Origin of the sequence: Kitasatospora sp. NPDC088783 (assembly GCF_044750705.1) — a bacterium.
Taxonomy (GTDB): Bacteria; Actinomycetota; Actinomycetes; order Streptomycetales; family Streptomycetaceae; genus Kitasatospora; species Kitasatospora fiedleri.
Genome location: NZ_JBIVKJ010000005.1, coordinates 190,095 through 215,682, shown reverse-complemented (window position 1 = coordinate 215,682; position 25,588 = coordinate 190,095). Strand labels below are relative to the sequence as shown.

Annotated in this window: 26 protein-coding genes; 9 read left to right on the top strand and 17 right to left on the bottom strand. The window is 73.2% G+C overall.

Going from position 1 to position 25,588, the window contains the following annotated elements:
* Position 1 precedes the first annotated feature (1 nt).
* Positions 2-1,909, bottom strand: a complete 1,908-nt coding sequence (locus ACIP60_RS16805) for a sulfatase (RefSeq protein WP_400684692.1) — start codon at positions 1,907-1,909, stop codon at positions 2-4.
* Between the two features lie 549 nt (positions 1,910-2,458).
* On the opposite strand from ACIP60_RS16805, the gene ACIP60_RS16800 reads away from it, so the two are divergent.
* Positions 2,459-3,775 carry an MFS transporter gene (locus ACIP60_RS16800; protein WP_400684689.1) on the top strand — a complete coding sequence of 439 codons (1,317 nt, stop codon included), beginning with the start codon at positions 2,459-2,461 and terminating at the stop codon, positions 3,773-3,775.
* A 92-nt stretch (positions 3,776-3,867) separates the two neighbouring features.
* Positions 3,868-4,662 (top strand): SGNH/GDSL hydrolase family protein, encoded by a 795-nt coding sequence (locus ACIP60_RS16795; RefSeq protein ID WP_400684687.1) that lies wholly within the window; start codon positions 3,868-3,870, stop codon positions 4,660-4,662.
* A gap of 126 nt (positions 4,663-4,788) precedes the next feature.
* Here ACIP60_RS16795 and ACIP60_RS16790 read toward each other — a convergent pair whose 3' ends face one another.
* From ACIP60_RS16790 to ACIP60_RS16780, 3 genes are read right to left on the bottom strand one after another with little or no spacing between them, the layout of a single operon-like run.
* Positions 4,789-5,964 (bottom strand): alpha/beta hydrolase, encoded by a 1,176-nt coding sequence (locus ACIP60_RS16790; RefSeq protein WP_400684684.1) that lies wholly within the window; start codon positions 5,962-5,964, stop codon positions 4,789-4,791.
* 20 nt (positions 5,965-5,984) lie between these two features.
* Positions 5,985-6,740, bottom strand: a complete 756-nt coding sequence (locus tag ACIP60_RS16785; protein ID WP_400684681.1) for a DUF2993 domain-containing protein — start codon at positions 6,738-6,740, stop codon at positions 5,985-5,987.
* Entirely contained in the window at positions 6,737-6,934 is a 198-nt protein-coding gene (locus ACIP60_RS16780) for a hypothetical protein (RefSeq protein ID WP_400684678.1), read from the bottom strand. The genes ACIP60_RS16785 and ACIP60_RS16780 overlap by 4 nt, the downstream gene beginning before the upstream one ends.
* Before the next feature lie 268 nt (positions 6,935-7,202).
* On the opposite strand from ACIP60_RS16780, the gene ACIP60_RS16775 reads away from it, so the two are divergent.
* From ACIP60_RS16775 to ACIP60_RS16765, 3 genes are all read left to right on the top strand, one after another.
* A complete protein-coding gene (locus ACIP60_RS16775) occupies positions 7,203-7,889 on the top strand; it encodes a response regulator transcription factor (protein WP_400684675.1) in 687 nt (228 codons plus the stop codon).
* Complete coding sequence (locus ACIP60_RS16770) at positions 7,886-9,244, top strand: histidine kinase dimerization/phospho-acceptor domain-containing protein (protein WP_400684672.1); 1,359 nt, start codon at positions 7,886-7,888, stop codon at positions 9,242-9,244. The genes ACIP60_RS16775 and ACIP60_RS16770 overlap by 4 nt, the downstream gene beginning before the upstream one ends.
* Positions 9,245-9,622: 378 nt before the next feature.
* Complete coding sequence (locus ACIP60_RS16765; protein WP_400684669.1) at positions 9,623-9,979, top strand: VOC family protein; 357 nt, start codon at positions 9,623-9,625, stop codon at positions 9,977-9,979.
* A 93-nt stretch (positions 9,980-10,072) separates the two neighbouring features.
* Here ACIP60_RS16765 and tgmC read toward each other — a convergent pair whose 3' ends face one another.
* The 12 genes from tgmC to ACIP60_RS16705 form a co-directional block, all read right to left on the bottom strand.
* Positions 10,073-11,197 carry an ATP-grasp peptide maturase system methyltransferase gene (gene tgmC / locus ACIP60_RS16760; RefSeq protein WP_400684666.1) on the bottom strand — a complete coding sequence of 375 codons (1,125 nt, stop codon included), beginning with the start codon at positions 11,195-11,197 and terminating at the stop codon, positions 10,073-10,075.
* Complete coding sequence (gene tgmB / locus ACIP60_RS16755) at positions 11,194-12,147, bottom strand: ATP-grasp ribosomal peptide maturase (protein WP_400684663.1); 954 nt, start codon at positions 12,145-12,147, stop codon at positions 11,194-11,196. The genes tgmC and tgmB overlap by 4 nt, the downstream gene beginning before the upstream one ends.
* A 10-nt stretch (positions 12,148-12,157) precedes the next feature.
* Complete coding sequence (tgmA, locus tag ACIP60_RS16750; RefSeq protein ID WP_400684660.1) at positions 12,158-12,421, bottom strand: putative ATP-grasp-modified RiPP; 264 nt, start codon at positions 12,419-12,421, stop codon at positions 12,158-12,160.
* Positions 12,422-12,991: 570 nt separating this feature from the next.
* Complete coding sequence (locus tag ACIP60_RS16745; protein ID WP_400684658.1) at positions 12,992-13,324, bottom strand: hypothetical protein; 333 nt, start codon at positions 13,322-13,324, stop codon at positions 12,992-12,994.
* The gene (locus tag ACIP60_RS16740; protein ID WP_111551685.1) at positions 13,321-13,578 is read right to left on the bottom strand and encodes a hypothetical protein; all 258 of its coding nucleotides are present in this window, start codon (positions 13,576-13,578) and stop codon (positions 13,321-13,323) included. Before ACIP60_RS16740 ends, ACIP60_RS16745 begins: the two co-directional genes overlap by 4 nt.
* Complete coding sequence (locus ACIP60_RS16735) at positions 13,575-13,898, bottom strand: hypothetical protein (protein WP_400684655.1); 324 nt, start codon at positions 13,896-13,898, stop codon at positions 13,575-13,577. The genes ACIP60_RS16740 and ACIP60_RS16735 overlap by 4 nt, the downstream gene beginning before the upstream one ends.
* A gap of 93 nt (positions 13,899-13,991) precedes the next feature.
* Positions 13,992-15,212 (bottom strand): helix-turn-helix domain-containing protein, encoded by a 1,221-nt coding sequence (locus ACIP60_RS16730; protein ID WP_392914291.1) that lies wholly within the window; start codon positions 15,210-15,212, stop codon positions 13,992-13,994.
* A 165-nt stretch (positions 15,213-15,377) separates the two neighbouring features.
* A complete protein-coding gene (locus ACIP60_RS16725; RefSeq protein ID WP_400684651.1) occupies positions 15,378-15,872 on the bottom strand; it encodes a phage terminase small subunit P27 family in 495 nt (164 codons plus the stop codon).
* A gap of 775 nt (positions 15,873-16,647) precedes the next feature.
* Positions 16,648-17,145, bottom strand: coding sequence for a hypothetical protein (locus ACIP60_RS16720; RefSeq protein ID WP_400684648.1), 498 nt, complete (start codon positions 17,143-17,145; stop codon positions 16,648-16,650).
* 1 nt (position 17,146) lies between these two features.
* The gene (locus tag ACIP60_RS16715) at positions 17,147-17,383 is read right to left on the bottom strand and encodes a hypothetical protein (RefSeq protein WP_400684645.1); all 237 of its coding nucleotides are present in this window, start codon (positions 17,381-17,383) and stop codon (positions 17,147-17,149) included.
* Positions 17,384-17,736: 353 nt separating this feature from the next.
* A complete protein-coding gene (locus tag ACIP60_RS16710; RefSeq protein ID WP_400684642.1) occupies positions 17,737-19,428 on the bottom strand; it encodes a recombinase family protein in 1,692 nt (563 codons plus the stop codon).
* A gap of 203 nt (positions 19,429-19,631) precedes the next feature.
* Positions 19,632-20,009, bottom strand: a complete 378-nt coding sequence (locus ACIP60_RS16705; RefSeq protein ID WP_400684639.1) for an ArsR/SmtB family transcription factor — start codon at positions 20,007-20,009, stop codon at positions 19,632-19,634.
* A gap of 118 nt (positions 20,010-20,127) precedes the next feature.
* Here ACIP60_RS16705 and ACIP60_RS16700 point away from each other — a divergent pair, with 118 nt between their 5' ends.
* The 4 genes from ACIP60_RS16700 to ACIP60_RS16685 all read left to right on the top strand — a co-directional run bounded on the left by ACIP60_RS16700 (position 20,128) and on the right by ACIP60_RS16685 (position 24,514).
* Positions 20,128-22,134, top strand: a complete 2,007-nt coding sequence (locus ACIP60_RS16700; RefSeq protein WP_400684637.1) for a heavy metal translocating P-type ATPase — start codon at positions 20,128-20,130, stop codon at positions 22,132-22,134.
* Positions 22,131-22,547, top strand: coding sequence for a (2Fe-2S) ferredoxin domain-containing protein (locus ACIP60_RS16695; protein WP_400684634.1), 417 nt, complete (start codon positions 22,131-22,133; stop codon positions 22,545-22,547). Before ACIP60_RS16700 ends, ACIP60_RS16695 begins: the two co-directional genes overlap by 4 nt.
* A 93-nt stretch (positions 22,548-22,640) precedes the next feature.
* Positions 22,641-23,141, top strand: a complete 501-nt coding sequence (locus ACIP60_RS16690; RefSeq protein WP_400684632.1) for an RrF2 family transcriptional regulator — start codon at positions 22,641-22,643, stop codon at positions 23,139-23,141.
* 122 nt (positions 23,142-23,263) lie between these two features.
* Complete coding sequence (locus ACIP60_RS16685) at positions 23,264-24,514, top strand: MFS transporter (protein ID WP_400684629.1); 1,251 nt, start codon at positions 23,264-23,266, stop codon at positions 24,512-24,514.
* Here the strand turns inward: ACIP60_RS16685 and ACIP60_RS16680 are convergent.
* Positions 24,501-25,235, bottom strand: coding sequence for a hypothetical protein (locus tag ACIP60_RS16680; protein ID WP_400684626.1), 735 nt, complete (start codon positions 25,233-25,235; stop codon positions 24,501-24,503). The genes ACIP60_RS16685 and ACIP60_RS16680 overlap by 14 nt on opposite strands.
* Positions 25,236-25,588: the final 353 nt, after the last annotated feature.

Genomic DNA, 25,588 nt, shown 5'->3' with positions numbered 1-25,588 from the left:
CTCAGCCGTTCCGGGGCGCGGTGGCCGGCTCGGGCACGGCAACCGGCTCGGGCGCGGCGACCGGCTCGGGCGCGGCGACCGGCTCGGGCGCGGCGGCCGGCTCGGGCGCGGCGGCCGGCTCGGGCGCGGCGGCCGGCTCGGGCAGCGCGGCGAGCTGGTCGGCGAGCGAGCGCAGCCGCTCCTGCGGGAGCATGCCGGTGACCGTCGCGGCGACGTGGAGCAGCGACAGCTGCGTGAGGACGGCCGCGAAGGGCCCGTCCAGCAGCGGGCCGAAGGCGCCCCGCACGATCTTCTCCGCCTCGGGGTCGGCGAGCAGCCGGGCGATGGGCGTGTGCACGCTACGCGGTCCGGCGGGGTAGTCCTCGGGGCGGGGCCCGGGCCGCAGCCCCAGCTCCGCCTGCGGCCGCTGCACGCGCGCGAGCAGGTGTTCGGTGGTGACCGGCCCCTCGGCGGGCAGTCCGAGGCGCCGGTACTGGCTCTCGGGTGCGTCGCTCGCGCGCAGCAGGTCCACCAGTAGTGCGGCCATCCGCAGCTCCACCGCGTCGTCGACCAGGGGGTGTTCCTGGCCGGGGTCGGCCGTGAGGTCGAACAGCAGGGTGCCGAAGGCGTACGGGCTGCTGATCGCCGACCCGGGGGTGCGCAGCAGCGGCACGTCCTTGCTGAAGGGGAACGGCGGCACCAGCTGCGCCCCGCGCAGTTCGGCCGGGCTGAAGCGGGCGCGCATGTGGGTGGGCATCAGTGTGTGCTCGAACAGCGGCTGGTTGCCGGGGTCCGCGCAGGCGCGCATGTAGACGTGGCGGCCGTCGGTGACGCTGACGTGCCCGCCGAAGGAGCCGAACAGCCCCGCCTCGCGCACCGGCGCGTCGGCGGCGACGGTGTCGCGCAGCGACCGGCCCTGCATGTCCGGCGTCGGGGCGAGGCCGAACCAGTCCAGCAGGGTGGGCGCCAGGTCGATCGTCTGCACCAGGGAGGTGCGGCGTTCGCCCCGGACGCGGCTGCGCGGGTCCCAGACGAACAGCGGGGTGTGGATCGTCTCGTCGTACCAGGGCTGGATGTTCTTGCCCCACCAGCCGCGCTCGCCGAGCAGCAGGCCGTGGTCGGTGCAGACGATCAGCAGGGTGTCGTCCCACAGGTCCAGTCCGTCCATGGCGTCGAGGACCCGGCCGAGCGAGGCGTCGCACATGGTCAGCAGCGCCGCGTACTCCAGGCGGGCGTGCTCGACCTGCTCGGGCGTCTCCAGGACCCGCCGGTAGTCGGGCCAGTCGAAGTGCGGGCCGGCGTAGTCGTGGGGGTAGTGCTGCCTGTGGCGGTCGTAGCTGAGGAACGGCTCGTGCGGGTCGAAGGTCTCGATCTGCAGGAACCAGCCGTCCTCGGCGTGGTTGGTGCGCAGGAACTCCAGGCCCGCGTCGAAGGTGCGGGTCTGCGGGTGGTCGGCCTCGTCGGTGAGGTGCTGCCGGTTGACCCAGTCCTGGCGCCACGCCGGCCCGCGCATCGTGCGCGGGGAGTCGGGGATGTCGGGGTCGGCGACCTGGCCCTTCCACGGGTCGCCCTCCTGACCGCGGAAGAACTCGTAGGAGCGGAAGCGGTTGTGGTACGTCGCGCCGCCGTCCTCCCAGTAGTGCGGGTGGTCGGTGACCAGGTGGGTGTGGACGCCGTGCTCGCCCAGCAGTTGCGGCACCGAGTCGTCGAAGGGCTCCAGCGGTCCCCAGCCGCGGTGCAGGAAGTTGTACCGGCCGGTGTGCAGCTCCCGGCGGGCCGGCATGCACGGCATGCTGCCCGCGTAGCAGGTGTCGAACGCGGCGGTGCGCTCGGCGAGCCGGGTGAAATGGGGGGCGTGCACCCCCTCGGCGCCGTACGGCGGCAGGAAGCGCCGGTTCAGGGTGTCGAACATGACCATCAGGGCCTTCACGGCGTCGGCCTCCGTCGGGGCGGGCTCGGTACAGGGAATCGTTCGCTATGGACCTTAGAACATATGGACCGAGAGAGGAACCGTCACCTGCGGCCCGTCCGGCCGACTGTTGCCGCATGCGTCCTGAACATTGCAGGCGCGCGAAGTCGCACCGAGAGCATTGACATGGCCGACGCCGGTGTCAATCCTGCTGAATAACTACGCAGGAACATATGAACCCTGCTCGGCGCAGCCCCGTCTCCCAGGAGCCCCCTTGCGCATCACCCCTCGCGGCTACCACCGCCCCACCACCCCGCACCTGCAGCTGCAGCTGCCGGCGGACGGGTCGGTGACCTTCGCCGCGGAGTCGGAGCAGCGGCTCGCCGGCACCGAGACCGGGCCCGCCCCCCGGCCCGCCCCCGCGCCGCGGAGGCCGCCGACGCGGGCCCGGCGGCAGACCGGCGGGCCGCAGCCGCGGTGGCGGCCCCTTCCGAACCGCGCGCCCAGTGCCACGCCCCGGGTGACCCCGGCACCCACCCCGCCCCCGTCCGGCCCGAGGAGCCCCGCACGATGAACACCCAGGCCCCGTCCCTCGCCCCCCGCGCCGCCGACCAGCCCGCGGCGGCCCCGGCCCGAAGACGCCAACTCGCGCTGCTCTCCGCCCTGATCGCGTTCGACAACACCGAGGCGGGCATCGCCTCGGTGATGTTCCCGATGCTGCGCACCGCTCTCGCACTGCCCGTGTCCGCGCTCGGGGTGCTGGTCGCCGTCTCCAGGATCGCCGGCATGGTGGCCGGTCCGCTGTGGCTCCTCGCGCTGCGCCGCGTCTCCCGCAGGACCCTGCTGGCGCTGTGCGCCGGTTTCTGGGGCGTCTGGACCGCGGCCGCCGGCCTCGCCCAGGACTTCTGGCAGTTGCTGCTGCTGTTCGCCGTCGGCGCCGCCGGCATCGCGGGCGCCGGCCCGCTGGTCAACGGCCTGCTCGTCGACCTGTTCGACGACCGCTCCCGCGGCCGGGCCGCCGGCGCGCTCTACGGCACCGCCGCGCTGATCACCGCGCTGGCCGGGCCGCTGCTCGGCCAGCTCACCCGCGTCCACGACGGATGGCGCTACGGCTTCCTCGCCTCCGGCGCCCTCCAGATCCTGATCGGCGTCCTGGTCCTGCTGTTCCTGCGCGACCCGGGCGTCGGCGCCGCCGAACCCCGGCTCGGACGCGCGCCCGCCGCCGCGCCCGGCCGAGCCGGGACCAGGCGGCTCCTCGCCGTGCCGACCCTGCGGGTCCTGCTCCTGCAGCGCCTGACGAACGGCCAGTTCGTGCTGCAGGTCTCCGGCGTGGTCCTGCTCGTCGACGGCTTCGGCTACAGCAACGCGCTCGCCGCCACCGTGGTCCTGCCCGCCTCCCTGGCCTACCTGCTCGGCACCTACGCCGGCGGGCTGCTCAGCGACCGCCTCCACCGCCGCCACCCGCGCACCGGCCGACTCGTCCTGCTCCAGGCCGCCCTGCTCGCCTACGGCGTCCTCGCCTACCCCGCCAGCCAGATCGCGTGGCACCACATCGCCGTCCACGCGGCCCTGTTCTCCGTGCTCGCCTTCCTCCAGGGCGTCAACCCCGGCATCAACCGACCGCTGGTCGCCGCCGTCACCGCCCCCGAACTGCGAAACGCCGCCTTCGCGCTGATGCTCTCCACCGAGCTCGTCTGCACGGCCTGGACCTCCCTGGCCCTCGGCTACCTCGCCGACGCCCTCGGCATCCGGGCCGCGTTCCTCTGGCTGCTGGTCGTCCTCGTCCTCGCCAACGGACTGCTGGCGAGCCTGTTCCACCGCACCTACCACCGCGACGCCGCGGCCCTCCAGGCCGAACTCGACCGCCGCCGGGCAGAGCACCGCTGACGGCCACCGACCGCCGCACCGTCACCGGACGCACCACCGCGCCGGACGGCGACGTTCCGGCGCTCCCGCGCCCGCCCCACCAGGAGGCCACCGTGCACCGAACCAGGACCGCCGCCCTCGCAGCCGCCCTGCTCACCCTGTCCACCGCCGCCCTCGGCGCCACCACGGCCCGGGCCGGCACCGGGACCGTCCACTACGCCGCCCTCGGCGACTCCTACTCCGCCGGAGGCGGATCCGCCACCAGCTACCTCAACAGCTGCAACCAGAGCACCAACGCCTACCCCTACCTCTACGACCGGCTCGCCTCGCCGGCCACCTTCGCCTTCCGGGCCTGCGGCGGCGCCACCAGCAGCGACGTGGTCAACAACCAGCTCGGCCCGCTCGACTCCGCGACCACGCTGGTCAGCATCACCGTCGGCGGCAACGACGTCGGCCTGAAGAACGTGCTGGCCAGTTGCCTGCTCGGTGACGACGCCACCTGCCTGGACGCCGTCTCCGCCGCCGAGGACACCGCCCGCACCCAGCTCCCGGGCGAACTCGACGCCGCCTACGGCGCCATCCGGGCCCACGCCCCCAACGCCCACGTGGTCGTCCTCGGCTACCCCAGGTTCTACGACCTCGCCGAGCCGCTCTGCCCCGGCATCGACCGCGTGAAGCGCGCGGCGCTCGACGAGGGGGCCGACACCCTCGACGCCGTCATCCGGACCGCGGCCGCCGAGCACCCGGGATTCACCTACCAGGAGGTGAACGCCCGGTTCGCCGGGCACCAGCTCTGCGACTCGGCTCCGTGGCTGCACGCCCTGGACTGGCCGGTCGGACAGTCCTTCCACCCCACCGCCGAAGGCCAGGCGAACGCCTACCTCCCCGCCCTCCTCGCCGCCCTGTGACCCCGGCCCCGCCCGCGTGATCCCCGGTGCCCCGCCCCCCGGCCCTCTCGCCCGGAGCGACGACCGGGAGAGCGGCCGGGAGAGCGGCCGGATCGCCTGCGGCGCCGGTTCCGGGCCTGCCGCCGCTCAGCCGTGCTGGTCGAGGAAGGCGGCGAGTTCGCTGTCGTACCGGGCGGGGTCGGCGTTCCAGGCACCGGTGTGGACGGCTCCGGCGACGGTGACGAGGTGGACCCGGTCCGGCCAGTCGCGGGCGAACCGGGCACTGGTGGCGTAGGGGACGACCGTGTCGGCGGTGCCGTGGAAGAGCAGCACGGGCTGCTCGGGGCCGCCGGTGCGCCGGTTCGCGGCCAGGGTGTCGACCCGGTCGAGGTCCACCCCGGCGCGCAGTCGGACGAAGGGGGCTGCGACGTCGGCGACCGGGAACGGGATCCCGAGGTGGGTGGCGATGGTGTCGATGGCCGCGCCGTAGTCGAGTGCGGGTGCGTCGAGGACGACGGAGCGGACCGCGCCGGTGTCGGGGGCGCGCTGCAGGTAGTTCTCGACGATGCCACCGCCCATGGAGAAGCCGTAGAGCACCACCCCGGAGGCCCCGTGGGCCTCGGCGTAGCGGACGGCGGCGTCGAGGTCGCGCCATTCGGTGTCGCCGAGCTGCCGGTTGCCGTTCGTGTCGCGGGGCGCGCCGGGGTCGTTGCGGTAGGTGATGTCGAGGACCGGATAGCCGAGACCGTGGAGTCGGGGCATCGTCCGCAGGCCCGCACTGCGGCCGGCGCCGAGGCCGTGGACCTGGATGACCCAGGTGTCGCGCGCGCCGGGGAGGTACCAGGCGGGCATCGGGCCCAGGTCGCCGGAGTAGTCGACCTCCTGGTAGTCCAGCCCCGCTGCCTGCCTCGGGTCGGAGTTCCACACCGTGACGGTGATCTTCGCCTTGTCACCGGCGGCGGGCGGGGTGGCCGCCCGGAGTTCGCGGGTGACGGTCCTGGCGTCCGAGGCGGTGATGCGGCCGAGGACTCCCGCGTGCTGTCGAGCGGAGCCGCTGTCCTGCCAGACCAGGCCGTAGGTGCCGGCGGCCCGGCTCTCCGCGGTGGCGGGCAGGGTGACCGTCGCGGTTCCCACCGCGACGACGCGGGTGTTCAGCGGGGTGTCGTCGATGGGGTGCAGGAGTTTGACGGTCAGCAGCCACAGGGCGCCGGCCGTCGCGCCGAGCACCAGGGCGGTCAGGCCGGCAACGGTGGCGACGATGCGTCGGCGCCGGCGGGTGCGGCGGGTGCGGCGGGTGGACGGTGGGGTCGGGGGGTGGGTCATGGCCGGGGCCGGCTCCTCGTTCACGGGTGCTTCAGCGTGGTGGGGCCGGACGCCAGGGTGAGGGCGAGTCCGGTCGGTGTGACGGTGAGTGAGAGCGGTTCGAGGGACAGCGGGTAGTCGGCCTGCCGGTGACGCGCCGTCAGCCGGGCGTTGATCCGGTCGAGCGGGGGTCCGGTGACCGTCCGGCCGAGGAGCTGCAGTTCGGTCGCGGTGACGGTGACCCGGCCGTCGGCCAGGGCGGGCTTCAGCGTCAACCGGCCCATGCCGTTGGGGCCGACGGAGAGCAGGAGGGTGCCTGCGGCGGGGTCGGTCCGGGCACCGCTGACGGGAACGCCCTGGTCCGAGTCGCCGACGGCTCGCGCCAGGGAGTCGGCGGGGATCGTCACGTCGGCCCGGACCTCGGACACCGTCGCGGGCTCGGCCAGGTGGAGGTCGTCGAGCGTGACCCGGACCGAGGCGCCGGGGAGCGGGCCGAGGCGGGCGTCGTCGGCGCTGAGCGTGACGCGGCCCAGGTGCCGGTCGATGAGCGCGAGCAGGGCCGGGCCGTCGCCGGTGTCGACCGTCACCCGGGTGTCGAGGGACTTCTCCACGCCCGAGGCGATCCGACTCTCCAGGACGTGCCGGGTGACCGCTTCGCCGCCTCCGGCGACGGCCGCCAGGGCGGCCACGGCCAGGACGGCGGCGCGGGTGGCCCGGGCGCCCCGGGTGGCCGGGCGGCGCAGGCGGGTCAGCCGTCCTCCGGTGGCGGTCCGGGTCGGTGTGGGACGGATGGTCATTGGTGTCCTGCCCTGGTGGTCGTGGTGTCGGACGGTGCGGGCGATCCGGTGCCGTCCAGGTGCCGCCCTGCGGTTCTGCGGTCCCCCGGGGACGGGCTGCGCCCGGTGCGGGCGAGCAGCACGAGGACCGCGCCGGCCAGCAGCACCGCGAGGCCGACGCCGGCCAGCGCGAGCGACCTGGAACCGGTGAGCACGGCTGCCTTCCTTCGTCCTGACCGCCGGTCGTCCTGACCGCCGGTCGTCCTGACCGCACCGGTCGGCGGGGCCGCGAGCATCCTGTCCTCGCGGTGCAAGGCGGAGGTTCGGCCGGTGTTCGGGCGGTGTAAGGATTGCGCCGCTCAGCGGGGCGGTGGCGACCCGCGGGTTAGCATCGGTGCAGTTCGAAGCCGTTGCGCCCGCGGCCGGCCGTGCCGCCGCGAGAGGGGTGCGGCGGCGCCGGGAGACTGCGGTGGCACCCAACAGATGACGCACAGCAAGGGCCTCGTCCTGGTGGTGGAGGACGAGCGGCACATCGCCGACCTCCAGCGCCTCTACCTCAGCCGGGAGGGCTTCGGCGTCCACACCGAGAGCGACGGCACGGCCGGGCTGGCCGCCGTCGCCCGGCTGCGGCCGGTGGCGATCGTCCTCGACATCGGACTGCCCGGGCTGGACGGCACCGACTTCTGCCGACGGCTGCGCGCCGCCGACGACTGGACGCCCGTCCTCCTGGTCACCGCCCGCGACGAGGAGGCCGACCGGATCCTCGGCCTGGAGATCGGCGCCGACGACTACCTCACCAAACCGTTCTCGCCCCGCGAGCTGGTCGCCCGCCTCAAGGCGGTGCTGCGCCGCACCGCCGGCCCGCCGGTCCCGGCCGTCCTGGGCACCGGGCGGCTGCGGCTGGACCCGGCCCGGCGCACGGCGCTCCGCGACGGCGAGCCGCTGGAGCTGACCACCACCGAGTTCAACCTGCTCGCCCACCTGCTCGCCCGGCCGGGCCAGGTCTTCAGCCGCGAGCAGCTGCGCGCCCAGGTCTGGGGGCGCGCCGACTACGGCGACAGCAGGGTCGTCGACGTGTACGTCTCGCAGCTGCGCGCCAAGCTCGGCGACGCCAGCCCGATCCGCACCGTGCGCGGGGTCGGCTACAGCGCCCAGGAGCCCCGCCGGTGAGGCGCCCGCGGGCGGGGTCGCTCACCGGCAGCCTGGTCCTGCTCGCCACCGTGGTGGGAGCCACCGCGGTGCTCCTGGCCGGCATCGCGGCCTGGCAGACCGCCCGCTCCGACGCCGAGTCGCAGTACCGGGAGCGCCTGGCCCGCCAGGCCACCGTACTGAGCCTGGCCCCCAACCTGTCCGTGCTGCTCCTCGACCAGGCCCAGCGCCTGACCGGTACCACCGGGGTCCAGGTCGCCGTCGTCGCCCCCGGCGGGCAGGTGGACGGCCCGGCGGCCGGGGCCGTCACCTCGGCCGACCGGGACGCGCTGCTCGCCGGACGGACCGTCTCCACCACGGGCTCGCTCGGCGACCGGCGCGTGCTCGTCCAGGGGCACCCGGCGGGCAACGGCGGCGCCGTCGTCCTGGCCCAGCCGTTCACCGAGGTGGACGCGGCCGCGAACCGGATGCGCGGCAGTCTGACGCTCCCCCTGGTCGCGGGCCTGATCGGCGCGGCCCTCGCCGGAGCCCTGCTGGCCCGCCGCATCGCCCGCCCCCTGGTGGCGGCGGCCGGCGTCGCCCACCGCCTCGCCGCGGGCGAACGCGGCCTGCACTGCGAAGCGGACGGCCCCGCCGAAGCCCGCGAGGTCGCCCGGGCCCTGAACACCCTGGGCGCCGCCCTGGAACGTAGCGAACGACGCCAGCGCGACTTCCTGACCTCCGTCTCGCACGAGATCCGCACCCCCCTCACCGCGCTCCAGGGCTACGCCGAGGCCCTCAGCGACGGCGTCGTCGAACCCGGGCAGCAGGCCCAGGTCGGCCAGATCCTCCTGACCGAGACCAAGCGCCTGGACCGCTTCGTCTCCGACCTGCTCGAACTCGCCCGCCTGGACGCCGAGGACTTCCCCGTCACCCGCGAACCCACCGACCTGGCCGCCCTCACCCGCGAGACCGCCGAAGCCTGGGACCAGCGGGTCCGGCAGGACGGACTGCACCTGCGGGTGGAGCGGACCGGCGGACCCGTGATCGCGGTCACCGACGGGTTCCGGGTCCGCCAGCTGCTCGACGGCCTGATCGGCAACGCCGTGCGGGTCTCCCCGCCCGGCGCCCCCGTCGTGCTGGCCCTGCGCAGGACCGAGACCGGTGCCGCCGAGCTGCAGGTCCGCGACGGCGGCCCCGGCCTGACCGACGACGACCTCGAGGTCGCCTTCCGACCCGGCGCCCTGCACGCCCGCTACGCCGGTACCCGCCCCGGCGGCACCGGCCTCGGCCTGGCCATCACCCAGCGCCTCGCCGACCGGCTCGGTGCCACCGTCACCGTCCGCGGCCACGGCCCCGAAGGCGGCGCCTGCTTCACCGTCACCCTCGGCCCCTGACCGGGCAGCCGATCGGCACCGGCACGCCCCGTACCGCGCAGCAGTACCAGCCGGGGCCGCCGCCGTGCAGCCGCTCCGCCCGGTGGTGGCCCGGCGCTTTCCGGTCTCGGCCGGTCCGGTGGCGCCCCGCGGTGGAGTCGGGGCCGGGGGCGCCGCCGGGTCCGGTGACGACGCCCGGCGGTCCGAAGGCCGCGGAGCACCCGGCGGGAGGGAGGGCACCGAGGCTCAGGCCGACGTGCTCCTGCCCGGCCGTCACCCCGCCCGCGGACACCCGGCCGCCGCCCTCGCCACCCCCTTCGGCGAGGCCCGACCGGGCCGGCCGATGCGAGAGTGCGGCACCGGCTCCGCGCGTCCGGCCGGGTGGATATGCTGCCCGGCATGGCGTGCCGCATCGGCGAGTTGGTACTGGACTGCGCGGACCCGGAGCGGCTGGCCGCGTTCTGGGGCGCGGCGCTCGGGTACGTCGAACTGGGCCGGGAACCGGACGGGAGCATCGAACTCGGACCTGCCGCGGACGGCTACGGCGGGCCGCGACCGGCCCTGGTGCTGAGCCCGACCAGTGACCCCCGACCGGTCCGCCTCCCGCTGCACCTCGACCTGAGCCCCCTCGGCCCCGAGCCGGACCCGGACGCGGAGACGGCCCGGCTGCTGGCCCTCGGCGCCCGACGGCTCGGGGCGACGACGGAGCGGCTGGTGCTGGCGGACCCCAACACACCTGACTACCAGTCCTGCTGATCTTACCGTCACGTCAGCGCATGCAAGAGGCCCCGCACGGTCAGAGAGACTGCACGGGGCATCGTTGTGCATGGGCTTACCAGGTGGGGTGAACTACTGGGATCGGTCCCACTCGACCCGTTGATCCTCGGTGCTGACCACCACCTGCAGCCGTTCGCCCACGGGCTCACCCGCGACGCGCCACCGGGTGATCAGTTCGGCCACCGCGTCCCAGAGTCGGACCGGACCGCCCTGCCGGACCAGCCAGCGGCCCCCGTCCTCGAACACCACGGCCCACGACCCGCCGTCCACGTCCACCAACACGTGCTCGGTGCGTCCGTTCCGGGGCATGGCGAAGTACTGCGCCGTGGGCGCCGCGAACTGCGCCACGAACCGGGCCGCCCACTGGTCGAGCAGGTCAGCGCCGACGCCCGCCGGGCGGGCCTCGCCCTGGTCGAGCGCGGGCAGCATGCCGAGCGGCGGGGGCATGTGCGGGCGGGCCAGCATGAACGACACACCGGCGCCGAGCACCGGACCCGTTGCCATGCCGTCCTCGGCCACCGTGAGCCGCACCAACTCTGAGGCGTTCATCCAGCCGCCCACGGTTACCAGGATTTCCCCGCCCGGACGGGTCTGTGCGATCCATTCGGCCGGAACGGTCCGGACCCCGCACGTGGCGATGATCCGGTCATACGGTGCACCCTTGGCGTGACCGGCGAGCCCGTCACCGTTCACCAGCTCGGGCCAGTAGCCGAGCCCACCGAGCGCCACGGACGCCCGCGCTGACACGTCCGCGTCCACCTCGATCGACGTCACCTGGTCGTCGCCAAGGACGTGCGTCAGCAGTGCAGTTGAATAGCCGGTGCCGGTGCCGATCTCCAGAACGGACATGCCGGGCTGCACCCGCAGGTCTTCGAGCATCCGGACCACCAAGCCGGGCAGTGTCGAAGACGACGTGGGCACCTGCGCCAACCGGCCCTCGACCTGTCGGGGCACCACACAGCCGGCGAGCTGCGTCACCAACGTGTCGTCCTCGTACACGCGGCCGATCAGCTCGGGCGACTTCTCCAGCGACACGGGCCGGTACCAACCGTCGCCGTCGTACTCGAACCAGCCGTCCCGCAGGAACGCCTCACGCGGGACGGCCAGCACCGCCGCTTCCCACTCGGCGCTACGGATCACCCCCGCTTCCTTGAGCTGTGCGGCCAGCACCGCCCGCAGCCCTTCGGACTCGTTCACCCGGTTACTCCGTTCTCCAGAAGGTCCGCGATGGCGGACGTGATCGGCAGGCCCGCCGCGTGCTCCAGCCACGCCCACTGACCGTTCGGGTTGCACTCCAGGAACCACCATTCACCCTCGGGGGTCACGGCGAAGTCGAACGCTCCGAAGTGCAAGCCGAACTCACCGAGGAACCGCAGCAGAGCGGCCCGGACCGGCTCCGGGCAGTCCACGGGTTCGTACGTCAGGCTCCGGTACGCGCTGCGCCAGTCGAGCACTCCGGGAGGGGCGGTGATCAGCGCGCAGAACACCTGTTCCCCGACGACCACGGCGCGCACGTCGCCGGACTTCGGCACCTGCGCCTGAAACAGATGAGCGCAGTTGCCCACCGCGTCAGTGATCTCCCCCGGCTCGACCGGGGCCGCCCAGATACCGGCGGGCTCACCGTCCACGTGGTAGGCCCCGGCGTGCAAGGGCTTGTAGATCGCGGATTGCGCGGTGGCGAACAGCTTCGCTTCGGCGGGGCTGTTGGTGATCAGCGTTGCCGGAACCGGCAGCCCGAGTCCGGCGGCAACGGCGAGTTGAGCGGGCTTGTACTCGGCACGCGCGATGGCCTGCGGGTGGCTCAGGTAGAGACAGCCCGGGAGCGCGCCGAGTACGCCGTTGAGCCCCCAGCGGTTCTCCTGCGCGGCGAACCGGTCGGCCTGGCCGTCGCTCTCCGGCGTGTACGGGCTCGGCCGCCGATGATAGAGGGCGCGAACGCCGGAGAGATCGGCGGTGCGGTTACCCACTGTGAGACTCCCCGACCACCCGTCAGCCGTGAGCGAAGCGGCCAGCGCGGTGCGGGTCGGGAAGTCCCGTCCGGGGTCGAACCGGAGGACGGGCACCCGGCGCCGGTTCAACTCCGCTACGACCAGATCTGCGGTCGGGTCATCGACTTCGGTCGAGACCAGCACCGGGCGTCCGTCCATGGCGCTACCCCTAGTCCTGCGTCGCGTCCGAGCCGGAGTCACTGTCCATCTTCCCGTCCTTGCCCTGTTGGGTGGTCGGGTAGGTGTTCACGGACGTGCCGTGCTTGCCCAACTCGGCAGGGCCCATGGCGCCGTCCTCGCCGAACCACAGACCGGTCTGCGTCACGGGGTCCAATCCGGCGTACTGCCACTGCGACGGCTCGCCGTTGCGCAACGGCGCCATGCGCACCATGCCCCACGGGGCAGCGGGAACGAGTTCAGAAACGGTACTCAACTCTCCTCCTACATTTCGGTGTTGATCGGAAGTGCGAAGAACCCACCTTGCCCGCTCAAGCCTGTTGCCGGACAGAGACAGGCGAGGTGGTGTTGTGCCCCACTCCGGGCATGGGAGTTGGTGTGCCCTGAGGGGGAGTTGGTGCCCTGTTCCGGTGGGATCGTTGACCCTTCCCACCCGCCGGAACAGGAGTTCGTGAGGTGCCTACGTGCGCCCGAGGGGGTACGCCTTGCGGATCGGTACGGGCTCGCCGGGGCGCGTCCACCCGAGGGGGAACAACTCCGGTTCGCCGGGGAACAGTTCGGCCCACTCGCCGGTCAGGACTCCGCCCCACCGGCCGCAGGTCTTACACCGCCAGACCGGCCCGCCGGGGCCGCTCAACAGGGCACCCGGTTCCGTGGTCGTCTCGACCTCGTGTCCGGCGCCCTCGGGGCACTCGCGCATCTCCGCTCCATACCGTGATCCGTCTGTGCCCCGCCCCGGTCGTCCGGGCCGTCCAAGTCCCGTCACCGGGGCGGGGGTTGTGCAGCCCGGCGCAGCGCAGGCAACGCCGGGAGTCGAGCGGTCGGGTTACTGCCGAACCCTGGTGCCCCATCTCGACCGGGGTCGGGCGTGCCGAGCGCGGTGGGTGCGCTCGGTCGCCGACTTGTCCCGCTTGGCCATGGCGGCAACTTCCCTTCCGTGCAGGGTCGATATGCAGTCGGCGCAGACGAGCAGCTCGGCCGTGACTCCGCCGGCTGCGGTCACCGGGCCGAGCCAGAGCACGCGGACCGAGGTGCGCCCGCAGTAGAGCCAGCAGTCCCCGACCGTCCACGGGTTCCCGTCGTTCTCCTCGGGCGGTTCCGGCAGGCGTCCCGCGCCGATCTCGGCCAGCGTGGGCGACACCTCGGCAGCGAGGGTCACGGCGGCTGTCCGGGACGGACGTGGCGCACCGTGACCCGCAGCCGGGACCGCCTGGCGGCACGTCTTCGGCGCCACCACGTTTCCCAGTCCCCGCCGTAGACGATGCCGAGCATGGCGACCGCCAGGGCGAAGAACCACCAGACCCACCGACGCGCGGCGTACGGGTCGAGCTTGGCGAGAGCGACCACCAGAACGGCGGGCCCGAGGGCGACCGCCACGGCCAGGACGCAGGCGGCAAGGGTCTTGCGGCTCACGCCGGTTCCTCCTCGGGCACCAGCACCATCGGGACCGAGGCAGCGTCCAGGCTGTACGACCGGTGGTCCTGGTTGAGCCAGGTGTGGGTGCGCGCCCACTCCGCCACGGCCCCCACGTCGGCACTCGGCCGGGACGTCTCACCGCACACGGTGCCGTCCTCGTCCTCGGACACGCAGGACAGGACGTAGCGCGCCGGAACGGCCCGAGGGTCATCCGGGCGCAACTTCCAGCCCCCGAACCGCGTAACGATCCGGTTCGTCTCCTGGTAGTCCGTGTGCGTCAGTACCGACGGGAGTTCCCTGGTCGGCATGCTGCTCATTCGGCCTCCAAACGCTGAATGCCCGTCACGTCACATGGACGGTACGGGCACTCAAGGCGGCCGAGAGGCACAGTTTGTGCCCCCAACTATCAGTCAGGCGGCAAGCCCGGTAGCGGTTGCAAGGTCACGGGCGGCGGGTCGAACAGATGGCGGGCCGTCCAGCAGGCCCCGTACCAAGTCATGGGTTTCGTGGTTCCACCGGGCGGTGTCGGGCGCTGCCTCCACTGCGTCGGTGAGCAGCGACGCCACCCAATCCGGTTCGCCCCGCAGGGCGTATGCCCGTGCGACCTCGATCAGGTGCCGTGCCCGCCTCGGCCGTGCAGGAAGTTCTGCCGGTGCCAGCCGGTCAGCCCACCGCAAGGCGGTACCGACCTGTCGCAGCTCGACAGCGACTGTCACAGCGTGCACCGGGACTACCCGTGCAGACGCGGAGGTCGGCGAGTGCCAGAAGTCAGCCGGCAGGGTCCTGGCGACCTCCTCGGCCCGATCGAACCAGCCCCAAGCCTCGCCCGACTCTCCCGCGCGAGCGTGCGTAATGGCCGCGTGGAACGCCATATCTGCCCATGCCGCAGCAAGCGACGGAGAATCACCCCGGGCCGGTCCCAGCAGCCGCAGAGCCTCCTCCGTGAGCGTCTGGGCGCTGTCCCATTGCCCAGACTTCCGGAACGCCTCCACCAGGAACCAACAAGCCTGCGCAACGGCGACGGCATCACCGGACGCTCGGGCGGTCGCCAAGGAGCGCTCAGCCACGCGCCAGACCAGGTTTCCATCCCCCTGGTAGGCGGCGAACATCTGGACAAGATTCAGAGCCGAGGCATACAGCACCTCAGCGCGCCGACGATCCGGGCAGTCAGGGTGCGATGCGGCGGCCGAGGCAGCCGATACCAGCGCCGGGAGCAGGTCCCCAAGAGCCGTACGGTGGTCGCCCCGGGAGTCCCGAGCTTGCCAAGCCGCAGCCACCTGAGCCGCAACGTGATTGACGCTCGGGACCGGCCCATCTGCCAGGCCCAGCGGCGCCGAGTCAACGGCCCGCCGGACCACCGACAGCGCCGGATGCTCCGCCCCGGAGAACAACGCTCGGGGCATCGACACGTCCCCCGTCAGGGCCGACAGGTCTTCGATGCCCAAGTGTTCTGCGATCTTGACGAGCATGGGCAGCCTCGGCGGCAGGAGGCGGCCGTTCTCAACTGCCTTCAACCATCCCTCTGAGCGGCCTACCAACCCGGCCAGCACGGCACGGGACTTGCCCGCGCGCTCCCTGAAAAGCTTGATGCGCTGACCAACAGACAGCGCCGGATCGACAGCCATAGCCATGGGGTAAGAGTAGGACCAGCGCTGCCGGGCCAACACCGACTCGAACCGAGCACGTGGGAAGGGGCGAGTGACGGCAGGGCAGCAAGCGGGAACGCAAGAAGGCCCCCGCCCCAACCACCCGATGAGGGAGGAAGGGACGGGGGCGTTCGCGGAAGGTGGGACCGGTCAGTCCCAGATATCGGAGTCGTCTGCTGACTCCGGCGGGGCAATGGCCACTCGCGCACTCGGTGAGAGACCCAATTCCCTAATGTAGCGCGCGAGTTGGGAGCGGTACTGTGCTGCGATGGTGGCGGCGCCGTTCTTCACGGTCCCGCGCTCGGCCGTGACCATGAGTCCACGCTCGGACAGGTCGCGCTCGGCCTGGTCGATGCGGGCCACACAGACACACAGGTCCTTGACGGTCGAGTGGTCCACTTCGCCGAGCCCTGCGGCCACTTCGAGAATCGGCACAACGCGCCGCCACTCAGCCGAGGCTATTTCTCGACAGCGGATATTGGTTTCTTGGATCTCGGGGGCCGGCGAGTCCTTGAACAGATCTCGCCAATCGGGCTCGGCGAGAACAGCGCGCGGAACAATCACCCCCTCTCTGATCTCAGCCTTGGACGGGTTCCCTTCGCGGGCCCGTATTGCCGCTGGCTTGGGGCGGTACCGATCAGCCATAGTCTCCTTTCCAACTCGCTGTAATGGCACTCGGAGCCCCAAGAACGGCCACAGCTCCGGCGCGAGTTTTTCCCTCCCTGCCGTGCTTTCGCGGGAGGGGAGTACCCCCTGGTAGCGGCCCTGGTCAGCGCCGTACGGGCTTGGCGTTCGCCGTAGCCCAACCGCCCGGCTGGTGCTTCGCCGTCTGCCGGTTGTGACAGAGCGTGCACAACGGCCGCATCCGATGGAACGCGTCCGGATCGGGCACGCCACGGGCCACCAGCACGCGCCGAGGCTCGGGGAAGTGGTCCGCGACCGTGGCCACCGAGCCGCACAGCACACACCAGGGGTTCTCGTACAGGTAGGCGCGGCGGGCACGGGGCCAGCCTGGACCGTACGCGATGGCGCCCGGCGTGGCTCGGTTCCTGGTTGCCTCACGCTCATGTTCCTTGCAGCGTCCACCAGTTGTCAGCTCGGGGCAGCCGGGAACGGGGCACGAGGGGCGGGGCTTACGAGGCATCGGGCCCCCTCGGTGGGATGGCCGGCGGATTGATCGGAATTCCGTCCGGCTGTCTCGGGGTCACGTCCACCACCAGCACGCGACCGGACCTCGGATCGCGCATTCGCTGGACTCCGCGCGGCATCGGCGCCCCACCGCTGGCTACTGGCAGCCCAGTTGGTGCGTCCGACCAGACGGGCCGACCCTGCGTGTCCCGAGGAAAGTGCGGATAGGTTCCGTCCGACCCGGGGTCGAGTGCGTCAACGGCCATGCCGTACCGCCGTTTCGGTAGCCTCGTCAGCCCCGCGCAGCAACGTATGCCTCACGCTGACTCACGAGATCCTGACTGAATTCGTCGGCAAGCTGTGCCGACTCCTTCTCAAGGCGATCAACGATTTTATCGAGAATCTGCGCCGCGTAATACCGCTGCTCGGGCACGGTGACGACTTCACCGATGGTCCGCTGTGCGCGCTGTGCTTCGTCCATGACGTGCCCTCGCTTGTATCGGGCGGCCCGGTACTCGACATACGCCGCGAACCAGGGCTCTGCCGACAGCGCGTCATAGAACCGCTCGCGGGCTTCGTCGCCGGAGTTCGCTGCCTCACTGGCCCGCTCCGACCAGTTCCTAGCGAAGTCGCGGCTGTACTCGATCTCTCGCTCGGCTCGGCGGGCCTTCTCGGCGTCCTCGGCGGCGCGCAACTGTGCCTCGGCATCGGCCAGCGGGCCGGAAACCTTATCGATCTGCGCTTGCAGCTTGGCGACCCGCTCGGCGGCCTTCTCGATCTCGGCGCTCATGTCAGTTGTCACCCTTCGTGGTGTCGCGCCCGTACTGGGCTGCGATCTTCTTCGCGTTCTCGTAGTAGCCAAGGGACATGCGGGCAGTGGTGCTCATGCGGTCGTACACCTCGGGGTTCGCGTCCCGGAGGGCGGCCAGCTTCTCCATGCGCTCGTCTCGCTGCCACTCGGCAGCGCGGATCGCATCCTTGTCCCGAGGGCCGTCCAGGTAGCTGGCCCGGTGCGGGGTGTCACTCATAGTGTTCTCCGTCCTTCATGGCCGTGGATTGTTACGGCCTCTGTACGTAATGGGGAGCAAGCGTTGCCGGACGTCTTACGGCGCCGTGCAGTCGCCGCCCTTCCCTCGTCATAGTGGAGGGCGGAGGTTTCCCGCCTTCGGTGGCGAGGTGGCGAAAGTGGTCCTTCTTCTGTTTTCTCTTAGTTTTTTCTATGTGTTCAAAAAAATAGGTACTAACCACCACCCACCACCACCGCTGTAGGCCCCGGGCCCGAGCCGGCGGGCCGAGGCCACAGGCGCCCGTCTGCGGGCAGCAGAAAGCCCCGGCCGGTCCGCGGGGACCAACCAGGGCTGTGCAGGGCTCTATGGGGCCGTCACGCGGCTGCGCGCAACATCTCGGCCCTGGCTTCGGACTCAATGCCGAGGGCGACCGCCAACAGTTCCTCGGCGGCGGGGTCGAGTTCGCCGCTCATGGTGAAGTCCACCCGCCGTGTGTCGAGCGTGCGCCACCCGCCACGGGTGCCCCGGCGGACGTTCAGGCGGACTCCGGCGTCAACGAGCATGCCGCGCCGCTCGGCCGTATCGGCAGCCGTCCAGTCGTCGGCGAAGGTGCGCCCGGTCGCTGTGGTGATGCGCTGCGGCTCGGTCTTCTCGCGGGACTCCAAGTCGGCTATGCGGCTGTCCAGCGCGTCATGCCGCTTCTGCCACTCCTGCGCGGCGTGCTTGGACTTCTGCTGTCCCTGGATTTTCAGGTGCGCGGTGAACTCGGCCACGATCGCGTTCAATTCCGGCTCGGGGTCGTACCCAGGTACCACCATGGTTGTCCTGGTCTGAATTCCCCCGACCAGGCGCAGGAACTCGGCTATCACGTACTCGTCCGCCCAGTCCCCACGGATGTTCGCGGGCGCTTCGCACTTGTCGCCCCGGGCGTGGTGGTTGCACTTGTAGACAGGCGCCTGATTCTTCTTGCTCTCCTGCCGGTTCAAGTATATGCGCCCGCCGCACGAATCACAGTGGATAACCCGCAGCAACAGCGCTTCCGTGTCGGACCGCTCGCCGTTGTTGATGCTGCGCTCGTCCAGAACGGCGCCGATCTGGTCGAACTCCTCGCGGGTGAGAATCGGTGTCTCGCTGCACATGACCGGGTTGCCCTGGTCGTCGCGCACGGGCACGCCGTTGTGCATCTTCCAGCTCAACAGGACCTCGTTGCGGAGCATCCGGGTAACGACCGCAGGGGTCCACTGGAACGTCTCCCGGACGACGTGCTGACCCTTGGTCCCGCCGGTCTTGCCGCCCCGCTCGCGGCCCATCCTGTCGGCCCAGTAGTCACGCGGGCTGAGCACTCCATCGGCGTTGAGCCCCGCAGCGATGCCGGACACCGTGGCACCCTCCAGCAGCTCACGGACAATGCGCTCGATGACCGCCACGGCGTCCGGATCGGGCACCAGTGTCCAGCCCTTGCCGCCGAACTCCTCGGGCATGGGCGCGGGCATGTAGCCGTACGGCGGACGGCCACCGCCGCGCCAGCGAAGCGGCATCCTGCGCATGGCGGCCTGCGCGCCGCTGACGCGGTCGCTGATGGACTGCGACTCGAACTGTGCGGCGAAAGCGAGCATGAACAGTTGGAGTTCCGCCATGGGGTCCATGGGGTTGCGGAAGTCGAACACCTGCCGACCCCCGCCCAGCCCCTCGGCGAAGATCAGTACCTTCCGGTGCTCGCGCGCCCAGTTGGCGAGGGCGTACATGTGCCCCATGGACCGGATGGCGCGGTCGAACCGCCAGAACACCAGAGCGTCATACGCCTGCGGGTTGCTGAGCCAGCGTAGGAGCTGCGGGCGCTCCCAAGGGCTGGTCTTGGATGCACTGACGTCAAGGTCCACCGCTTCGCGCAGCGCGTCACCCGCGCCGAAGGTGACCCGCAGCTCTCTGGCTACGTGGTCGCAGGCTTCCCGCTGCCGTTCGGGGCTGGTGGTCTCGTCCGTCAGGACGGACAGCCGGATGCACCGGACACCCCGAAGCGTCTCGGTGAATACGGTGCCGGACAGTGGGTTGCGTGCGTCTTCCATACCCCACATGGGGAGCAAGGGTCGCCCGCTGTCCGCTTCCGAGCCTCTGACCAGCACAGACGCCGCTGCCATCTCTCACACTCCAGAACATCCAGTTCTGTGTGTTGGGAGACCCGGAGGGCAACGAGTTCTGCCTGCGCCGCTCCCGGACCGCACCGGCCTGAAACGGCCGCGGGCTGCGCGCCGCCACGGGCCGCCACGCGCTACCGCGGGTCGGGGTGGTCGGGTTCGGCGTCGCTGAGGCCCAGGCGCAGGTGCTCGATGTGGTAGACGGCCTGGTCGAGGAGTTCGGCGACGTGGTTGTCGTACAGCTCGTAGACCACGGAGCGGCCGTTGCGCCGTCCGACCACCAGTCCGAGGTTGCGCAGCAGGCGCAGTTGGTGCGAGCAGGCGGACTGCTCCATGCCGACGGCGTGGGCCAGTTCGGTGGCGGCGCAGGGGCCCTCGCGCAGGCGGGAGAGGATCAGCAGCCGGGAGGGCGTGGCCAGGGCCTGGAGGGTGGTGGCGACCCGGGCGGCGCTGTCGGCGTCCAGCGGGGTGCGCGGGACGGCGCTCGTGGCGGGGGAAGCTCCATGACCCATGGCGACCATCGTACAGCGCACACATGAACGATCCTTCATGTGTTCATGTATGGTGGCCGGGTCCACGCCCGCTCCCGCCCACGCCCGCTCCCGCCCACGCCCGAGGACTCCCGCCGCCATGCCTTCCACCGACACCCCGAACCTCCGGAACGCCCCACCCGCCCCGCCCGCCCGGGACGCCCGGCGCACCCGGCTCCTCGCGCTGCCGGAGGCCCGGTGGGCCGCCGCCGCGCTGCTGCTGTTCCTGCTCGCCCTGCCGCTGCACCTGGCCGGGGCGCCGGCCTGGGCCTGGGGCCCGCCGTACGCGCTCGCCTACGGGTGCGGCGGCTGGGAGCCCGGCCGGGCGGGGCTGCGGGCGCTGCGCGGGAGGACGCTGGACGTCGACCTGCTGATGGTGGTGGCGGCGCTGGGCGCGGCGGCGGTCGGGCAGGTGACGGACGGCGCGCTGCTGATCGTCATCTTCGCGACCTCCGGCGCGCTGGAGGCACTGGCCACCGCCCGCACCGCCGACTCGGTGCGCGGCCTGCTCGGCCTGGCGCCCGCCACCGCGGCCCGGCTGTCCGAGGACGGCACCGAACGGACCGTCCCGGTCGAGGAGTTGGCGGTCGGGGACGTGGTGCTGGTGCGTCCCGGCGAGCGGATCGGCGCGGACGGCCTGGTGCTGGACGGGGCGAGCGAGGTCGACCAGGCGGGCATCACCGGCGAGCCGCTGCCGGCCGCCAAGCGGGCGGGTGACGAGGTGTTCGCCGGGACGCTGAACGGCACCGGCGCGCTGCGGGTGCGGGTCGGGCGGGAGGCCGGCGACTCGGTGGTCGCCCGGATCGTGGAACTGGTCGAGGAGGCGTCGGAGACCAAGGCGCCGACGCAGCTGTTCGTCGAGCGGATCGAGCAGCGCTACTCGCTGGGCATGGTGGCCGCCACGCTGGCGGTGTTCGCCGTGCCGCTGCTGGCCGGCGCGGCGTTCACCGACGCGCTGCTGCGCGCGATGACGTTCATGATCGTGGCCTCGCCGTGCGCGGTGGTGCTGGCGACCATGCCGCCGCTGCTGTCGGCGGTCGCCAACGCCGGGCGGCACGGCGTCCTGGTGAAGTCCGCGGTGGTGATGGAGCGCCTGGGCCGGGTGGACGCCGTAGCGCTCGACAAGACCGGCACGCTGACCGAGGGCGCGCCGCACGTCACCGACGTCCGCCCGCTGCCCGGTTCCGGCCTGGACCCGGACGGGCTGCTCGCCCTGGCGGCGGCGGCCGAGCAGCCCAGCGAGCACCCGCTGGCCCGCGCCGTGGTGGCCGCCGCCCGGGCCCGCGGCCTCACCCTGGCCGACGCCGCGGACTTCGCCTCCACCCCGGGCGTCGGTGTCACCGCCACCGTCGCCGGACGGTCCGTCGCCGTCACCGCCCCGATCGAACCCCTTTCGTTCGTCGCGGAGTTGGAGGAGGCGGGCCGGACGGCCGTGCTGGTCTCGCGCGACGGCGCGGCGGTGGGCGTGCTGGGCGCCGCCGACCGGGTGCGGCCGGACGCGGCGGCGGCCGTGGCCGCGCTGGGCGCCCTGACCGGGGCGGCTCCGGTGCTGCTCACCGGCGACAATCCGCGCGCGGCGCGGCGGGCGGCGGCGGAGGCCGGGGTCACCGGGGTGCGGGCCGGGTTGCTGCCGCAGGATAAAGTCGCCGCCGTGCAGGAACTGGAGACCGCCGGACGGCGGGTGCTGATGGTGGGCGACGGCGTCAACGACGCGCCGGCGCTGGCGGCCGCGCACAGCGGCGTCGCGATGGGCCGGACCGGGTCGGACCTCGCCCTGGAGAGCGCGGACGCGGTGGTCGTCCGGGACGAACTCGCCGCCGTCCCGGCGGTGGTGGCGCTGTCCCGGCGGGCCCGTTCGATGGTGGTGCAGAACCTGGTGCTGGCCGCCGCGTTCATCGCCGTGCTGGTGGTGTGGGACCTGGTCGGCACCCTGCCGCTGCCGCTGGGCGTGCTGGGCCACGAGGGCTCCACCGTCCTGGTCGGGTTGAACGGCCTGCGCCTGCTGCGCGACGCCGCGTGGGACCGGGCCGCCGGAACCGCCGCCGCCGGGCGGCCGGTCGCCTGGCGGGCCGTCACCGGACGGGCCGCCGCGGGGGTCCTGCGATGAGCCGCCGGGCCCGCGAGAAGGCCGCCGCCGTCGGCGCGCAGGGTGCGCCCGCCCGCTGCACCGTCTCGGTCTGCCGGGGGTGCTGCTGCGGCACCCCGAAGATCCCCGGCCTCGACCACGCCGCCCAACTCGCCGACCTACGCGGCGCCTTGGCCGAGGTCGCCACCGTCCGCCCGGTGGCCTGCCTGGACGCCTGCGACCACGCCAACGTGGTGGTCGTCCAGCCCTCCGCGGCGGGCCGCCGGGCCGGTGGCCGGCCGGTCTGGCTCGGCCTGGTCAACGACCGCGACGCCGGGGCCGACATCACCGCCTGGATCGAGGCGGGCGGCCCGGGCCTGGCCCCGCTGCCCGCCATCCTCGACCTGTACGTCTTCTCCCCCTCCCGCCGCGTCCAGCAGCACCTCGACGGCTGATCCGCGCGCCGCTGCCGCGCCGACGGTACGGACGCCCCCGGGGCACCGGTCCGTGCTGGCGCGGCCGGGTTCCGGATAGCTACCATCCGGAATATGCGGACGAGCGAAGGCGTGGAGTGGGCCCTGCACTGCTGCCTCACCCTGGTCTGGGTGGGCGGGGCGGAGCCGGTGCCCTCGGCGCGGCTGGCGGCGATGTTCGAGCTGTCGCCGACGTACCTGAACAAGGTGCTGCAACGGCTGACCCGGGCCGGGGTGTTGACGTCCGTCTCCGGGCCGCGCGGGGGCGTGCGGCTGGCCCGGGAGCCGGAGCGGATCAGCATGATGGACGTGGTGGCCGCCGTGGAGGGCCCGGACCCGCTGTTCGCCTGCGTCGAGATCCGGCAGCGGGGCGTCTCCGCGACGGGCGCGTCCGCCCGCGAGTTCGCCCGCCCGTGCGGCGTCTCCACCGCGATGCGGCGCGCCGAACTGGCCTGGCGGCGCGAGCTCTCCGGGCAGAGCGTCGCCGACCTGGCGGCGGCCACCCCGGCCGCCTCGGTGGCCCGGGTCCGCGCCAACCACGCCCGCCTGGCCGGCACCGCCGCCGCCACCGGCTGAGCGCCCACCCGCCGGAACCCCCCTTCCCCGTCCGCCAATTCTGGATACAGTGTGTCCCGAATGATTCAGGACACCGAATGTCCGGAACAGCGGCCCGCGCCTGCCTCCGAGGAGGGCTCCCCGTGACCGACGCGCTCAAGGCACCACCCCCCACCGCCCCGGCCCCGCCCCCCACCGGGGCCGGTCTCGGTCTCGCCGCCGTGCTCGCCCTGGGCACCTTCGCGGTCGGCACCGACGCCTTCGTCACCGCCGGGTTCCTGCCCGCGACGGCCTCCGCGCTGCACGTGTCGACCTCGGCCGCCGGGCAGTCGGTGAGCCTGTTCGCCGCCTGCTACGCGCTCGCCTCGCCGCTGCTCGCGGTGGCCACCGCCCGGGTGCCCCGGCGGGCCCTGCTGGTCGGCGCGCTGGTGCTGCTGGCCGCCGCCAACGCGCTCACCGCGCTCGCCCCGACCTACCCGGCGCTGCTGGCGGGCCGGCTGCTCGCGGCGCTCGGGGCGGCGGCGTTCACGCCGACGGCGGGGGCGAGCGCGGCGGCGCTGGTGCGCCCCGAACGGCGCGGGCGGGCGCTGGCGGTGGTGATCGGCGGGCTGACGGCGGCCACCGCGCTGGGCGTGCCGCTGGGACGGGTGGCCGCCGTCGGGCTGGGCTGGCGGGCCGCGCTGGGGGCGGTCGCGGCGCTGACCGCGCTGTGCGCGCTCGCGGTGCGCCTGGCGCTGCCGCCGCTGCCGGGCACCGAGCCCGTCCCGCTGCGCGCCCGGCTGGCGGCGCTGCGCCGCCCGGGGGTGCTCGCGGTGCTGCCGCTGACGGTGCTCGGGATGGCCGCCTGCTACGTCCCGTACGCGTACAGCGTGCCGGTGCTGGCCGCCGTCGGGGTCGCGGGGCGGACGGCGGTGGTGGTGGCGCTGGTGCTGTACGGGGCGGGCGCGGTGGCCGGGAACCTGCTGGCGGGACGGTTCGCCGACCGGCGCGGGCCGGTGCGGGTGCTGACGGCCGGGTACGCGGCGATGGCGGCGGCGTTCGCGGTGTTGGCGGGCCTGGCGGCCGGGCCGGTGCGGGCGGGGGCGGCGGTGGTCGGGGCGCTGGCGTTCCTGTGGGGCGCGAGCAGTTGGTGCCAGACCCCGCCGCAGCAGTTGCGCCTGCTGGCGGCGGCGCCCGAACAGGGGGCGCTGCTGGTGTCGCTGAACGCGTCCGGCATCTACCTGGGCATCGGCGCGGGCAGCGTGCTGGGCGGGGTGGCGCTGCCGTTCGGGGCGGCGGCGGTGTTCGGGCTGGCGGCGGTGCTGGCGCTGGCGGCCGGGGCGCTGCTGCGGGCGACGGCCGCCGGGCGGCGCGGGCGGGCGGCGTCCGGGCGGTACGGCCCTACATCCACATGAACGGCTGGCCGGCCACGGCGGCGGCGGACCGGCTGCTGGCGGTGAGCAGGTCGTCGGGCTTCTCTCCGACCCGCTGGTCGAGGTAGCGCGAGACGGTGAGCGTGATGTGGTGGCCGACCAGTTCGACCCGGGTCGCCGACATCGGCCGGACGTTCGCTGCGGGGGCGAACATCCCCTCCGGGTAGGTGAACTCGAAGTCCGCGGCCTTGTCCCGGACGGTCGGCAGGGCCCGCGCCGCCGCCCCCTCGTCGAGGAAGCGCAGCACCGTGACGCTGGAGGCCACCGGCTGGTCGCTGCGGGTGAGCGCGACGCCCAGCCAGCCCTGGCAGCCGAGTTCGGCCAGCAGGTCGCGGGCCTTGTCGTTCTGCACGCCCCGGCACTCGGCGCCCTCCCGGGCGGTCGAGCGGCGGGCCCGGTAGTTGTCGTAGTCGTAGCCGCGCTGGGCCGGGAAGTACCGCTCGGCCAGGAAGGACTGAGACTCCGTCAGCGGCTCCACCGGCTGGCCCGCCCCGGCCGCCTGGGCCGTGGGCTTGTCGCCGCTGGGCGCCCCGGACGCCGCGCCCCGGTGGTGCGGGGTGGCCACCACCCAGACCCCGCCGGCCGCGAGCACCGCGACGACGCCCCAGAGCACGGCCAGCCGACGCCGCTCGCCGCTCGCCCGGTGCCCGGGCGGCGGCTGCTCGTCGTCCCCGCGCGCGTGCGGGCCCCGCTGGATGGTCATGGCGCAGATTGTAAGCAGTTGATCGGACGGTCCTTCCTTCGGGTCGGACGCACGCCCACTTCGGACCGAACCCGTCCGCCTGCCCGACCCGGCCCGCTCCGCCCGGTCGACGTTTCCGCCGCGCCCCGGAGAATCCGTTTCCCGGCCGGGTCGGAAATCCGCGAGAAGGGCTCCCGGCGGGGACGGGGAAACCCGCAACAAACCATTCGAACATGGCGGCGAGGGGATTCCGGCCAGTGATCGCCGCAATCCCGACAGCCTGCCCCGACCTGCCCACCCGCCCGGAACAGGCCCACCACGCTTGGCCCGGACACCACCGGGAACCGCCGACCGCCGCAGGCCGGCCCGCGGCG

Coding starts and splice junctions, on each gene's coding strand:
- ACIP60_RS16705 (WP_400684639.1), bottom strand. CDS start 20,009: ATGGGTCATGGAGCTTCCCCCGCCACGAGCGCCGTCCCGCGCACCCCG.
- ACIP60_RS16715 (WP_400684645.1), bottom strand. CDS start 17,383: ATGAGTGACACCCCGCACCGGGCCAGCTACCTGGACGGCCCTCGGGAC.
- ACIP60_RS16775 (WP_400684675.1), top strand. CDS start 7,203: ATGACGCACAGCAAGGGCCTCGTCCTGGTGGTGGAGGACGAGCGGCAC.
- ACIP60_RS16725 (WP_400684651.1), bottom strand. CDS start 15,872: ATGGCTGATCGGTACCGCCCCAAGCCAGCGGCAATACGGGCCCGCGAA.
- ACIP60_RS16700 (WP_400684637.1), top strand. CDS start 20,128: ATGCCTTCCACCGACACCCCGAACCTCCGGAACGCCCCACCCGCCCCG.
- ACIP60_RS16765 (WP_400684669.1), top strand. CDS start 9,623: ATGGCGTGCCGCATCGGCGAGTTGGTACTGGACTGCGCGGACCCGGAG.
- ACIP60_RS16730 (WP_392914291.1), bottom strand. CDS start 15,212: ATGGCTATGGCTGTCGATCCGGCGCTGTCTGTTGGTCAGCGCATCAAG.
- ACIP60_RS16710 (WP_400684642.1), bottom strand. CDS start 19,428: ATGGAAGACGCACGCAACCCACTGTCCGGCACCGTATTCACCGAGACG.
- ACIP60_RS16785 (WP_400684681.1), bottom strand. CDS start 6,740: ATGACCATCCGTCCCACACCGACCCGGACCGCCACCGGAGGACGGCTG.
- ACIP60_RS16690 (WP_400684632.1), top strand. CDS start 22,641: ATGCGGACGAGCGAAGGCGTGGAGTGGGCCCTGCACTGCTGCCTCACC.
- ACIP60_RS16695 (WP_400684634.1), top strand. CDS start 22,131: ATGAGCCGCCGGGCCCGCGAGAAGGCCGCCGCCGTCGGCGCGCAGGGT.
- ACIP60_RS16720 (WP_400684648.1), bottom strand. CDS start 17,145: ATGAGCGCCGAGATCGAGAAGGCCGCCGAGCGGGTCGCCAAGCTGCAA.
- ACIP60_RS16735 (WP_400684655.1), bottom strand. CDS start 13,898: ATGAGCAGCATGCCGACCAGGGAACTCCCGTCGGTACTGACGCACACG.
- tgmB (WP_400684663.1), bottom strand. CDS start 12,147: ATGGACGGACGCCCGGTGCTGGTCTCGACCGAAGTCGATGACCCGACC.
- ACIP60_RS16800 (WP_400684689.1), top strand. CDS start 2,459: ATGAACACCCAGGCCCCGTCCCTCGCCCCCCGCGCCGCCGACCAGCCC.
- ACIP60_RS16790 (WP_400684684.1), bottom strand. CDS start 5,964: ATGACCCACCCCCCGACCCCACCGTCCACCCGCCGCACCCGCCGCACC.
- ACIP60_RS16680 (WP_400684626.1), bottom strand. CDS start 25,235: ATGACCATCCAGCGGGGCCCGCACGCGCGCGGGGACGACGAGCAGCCG.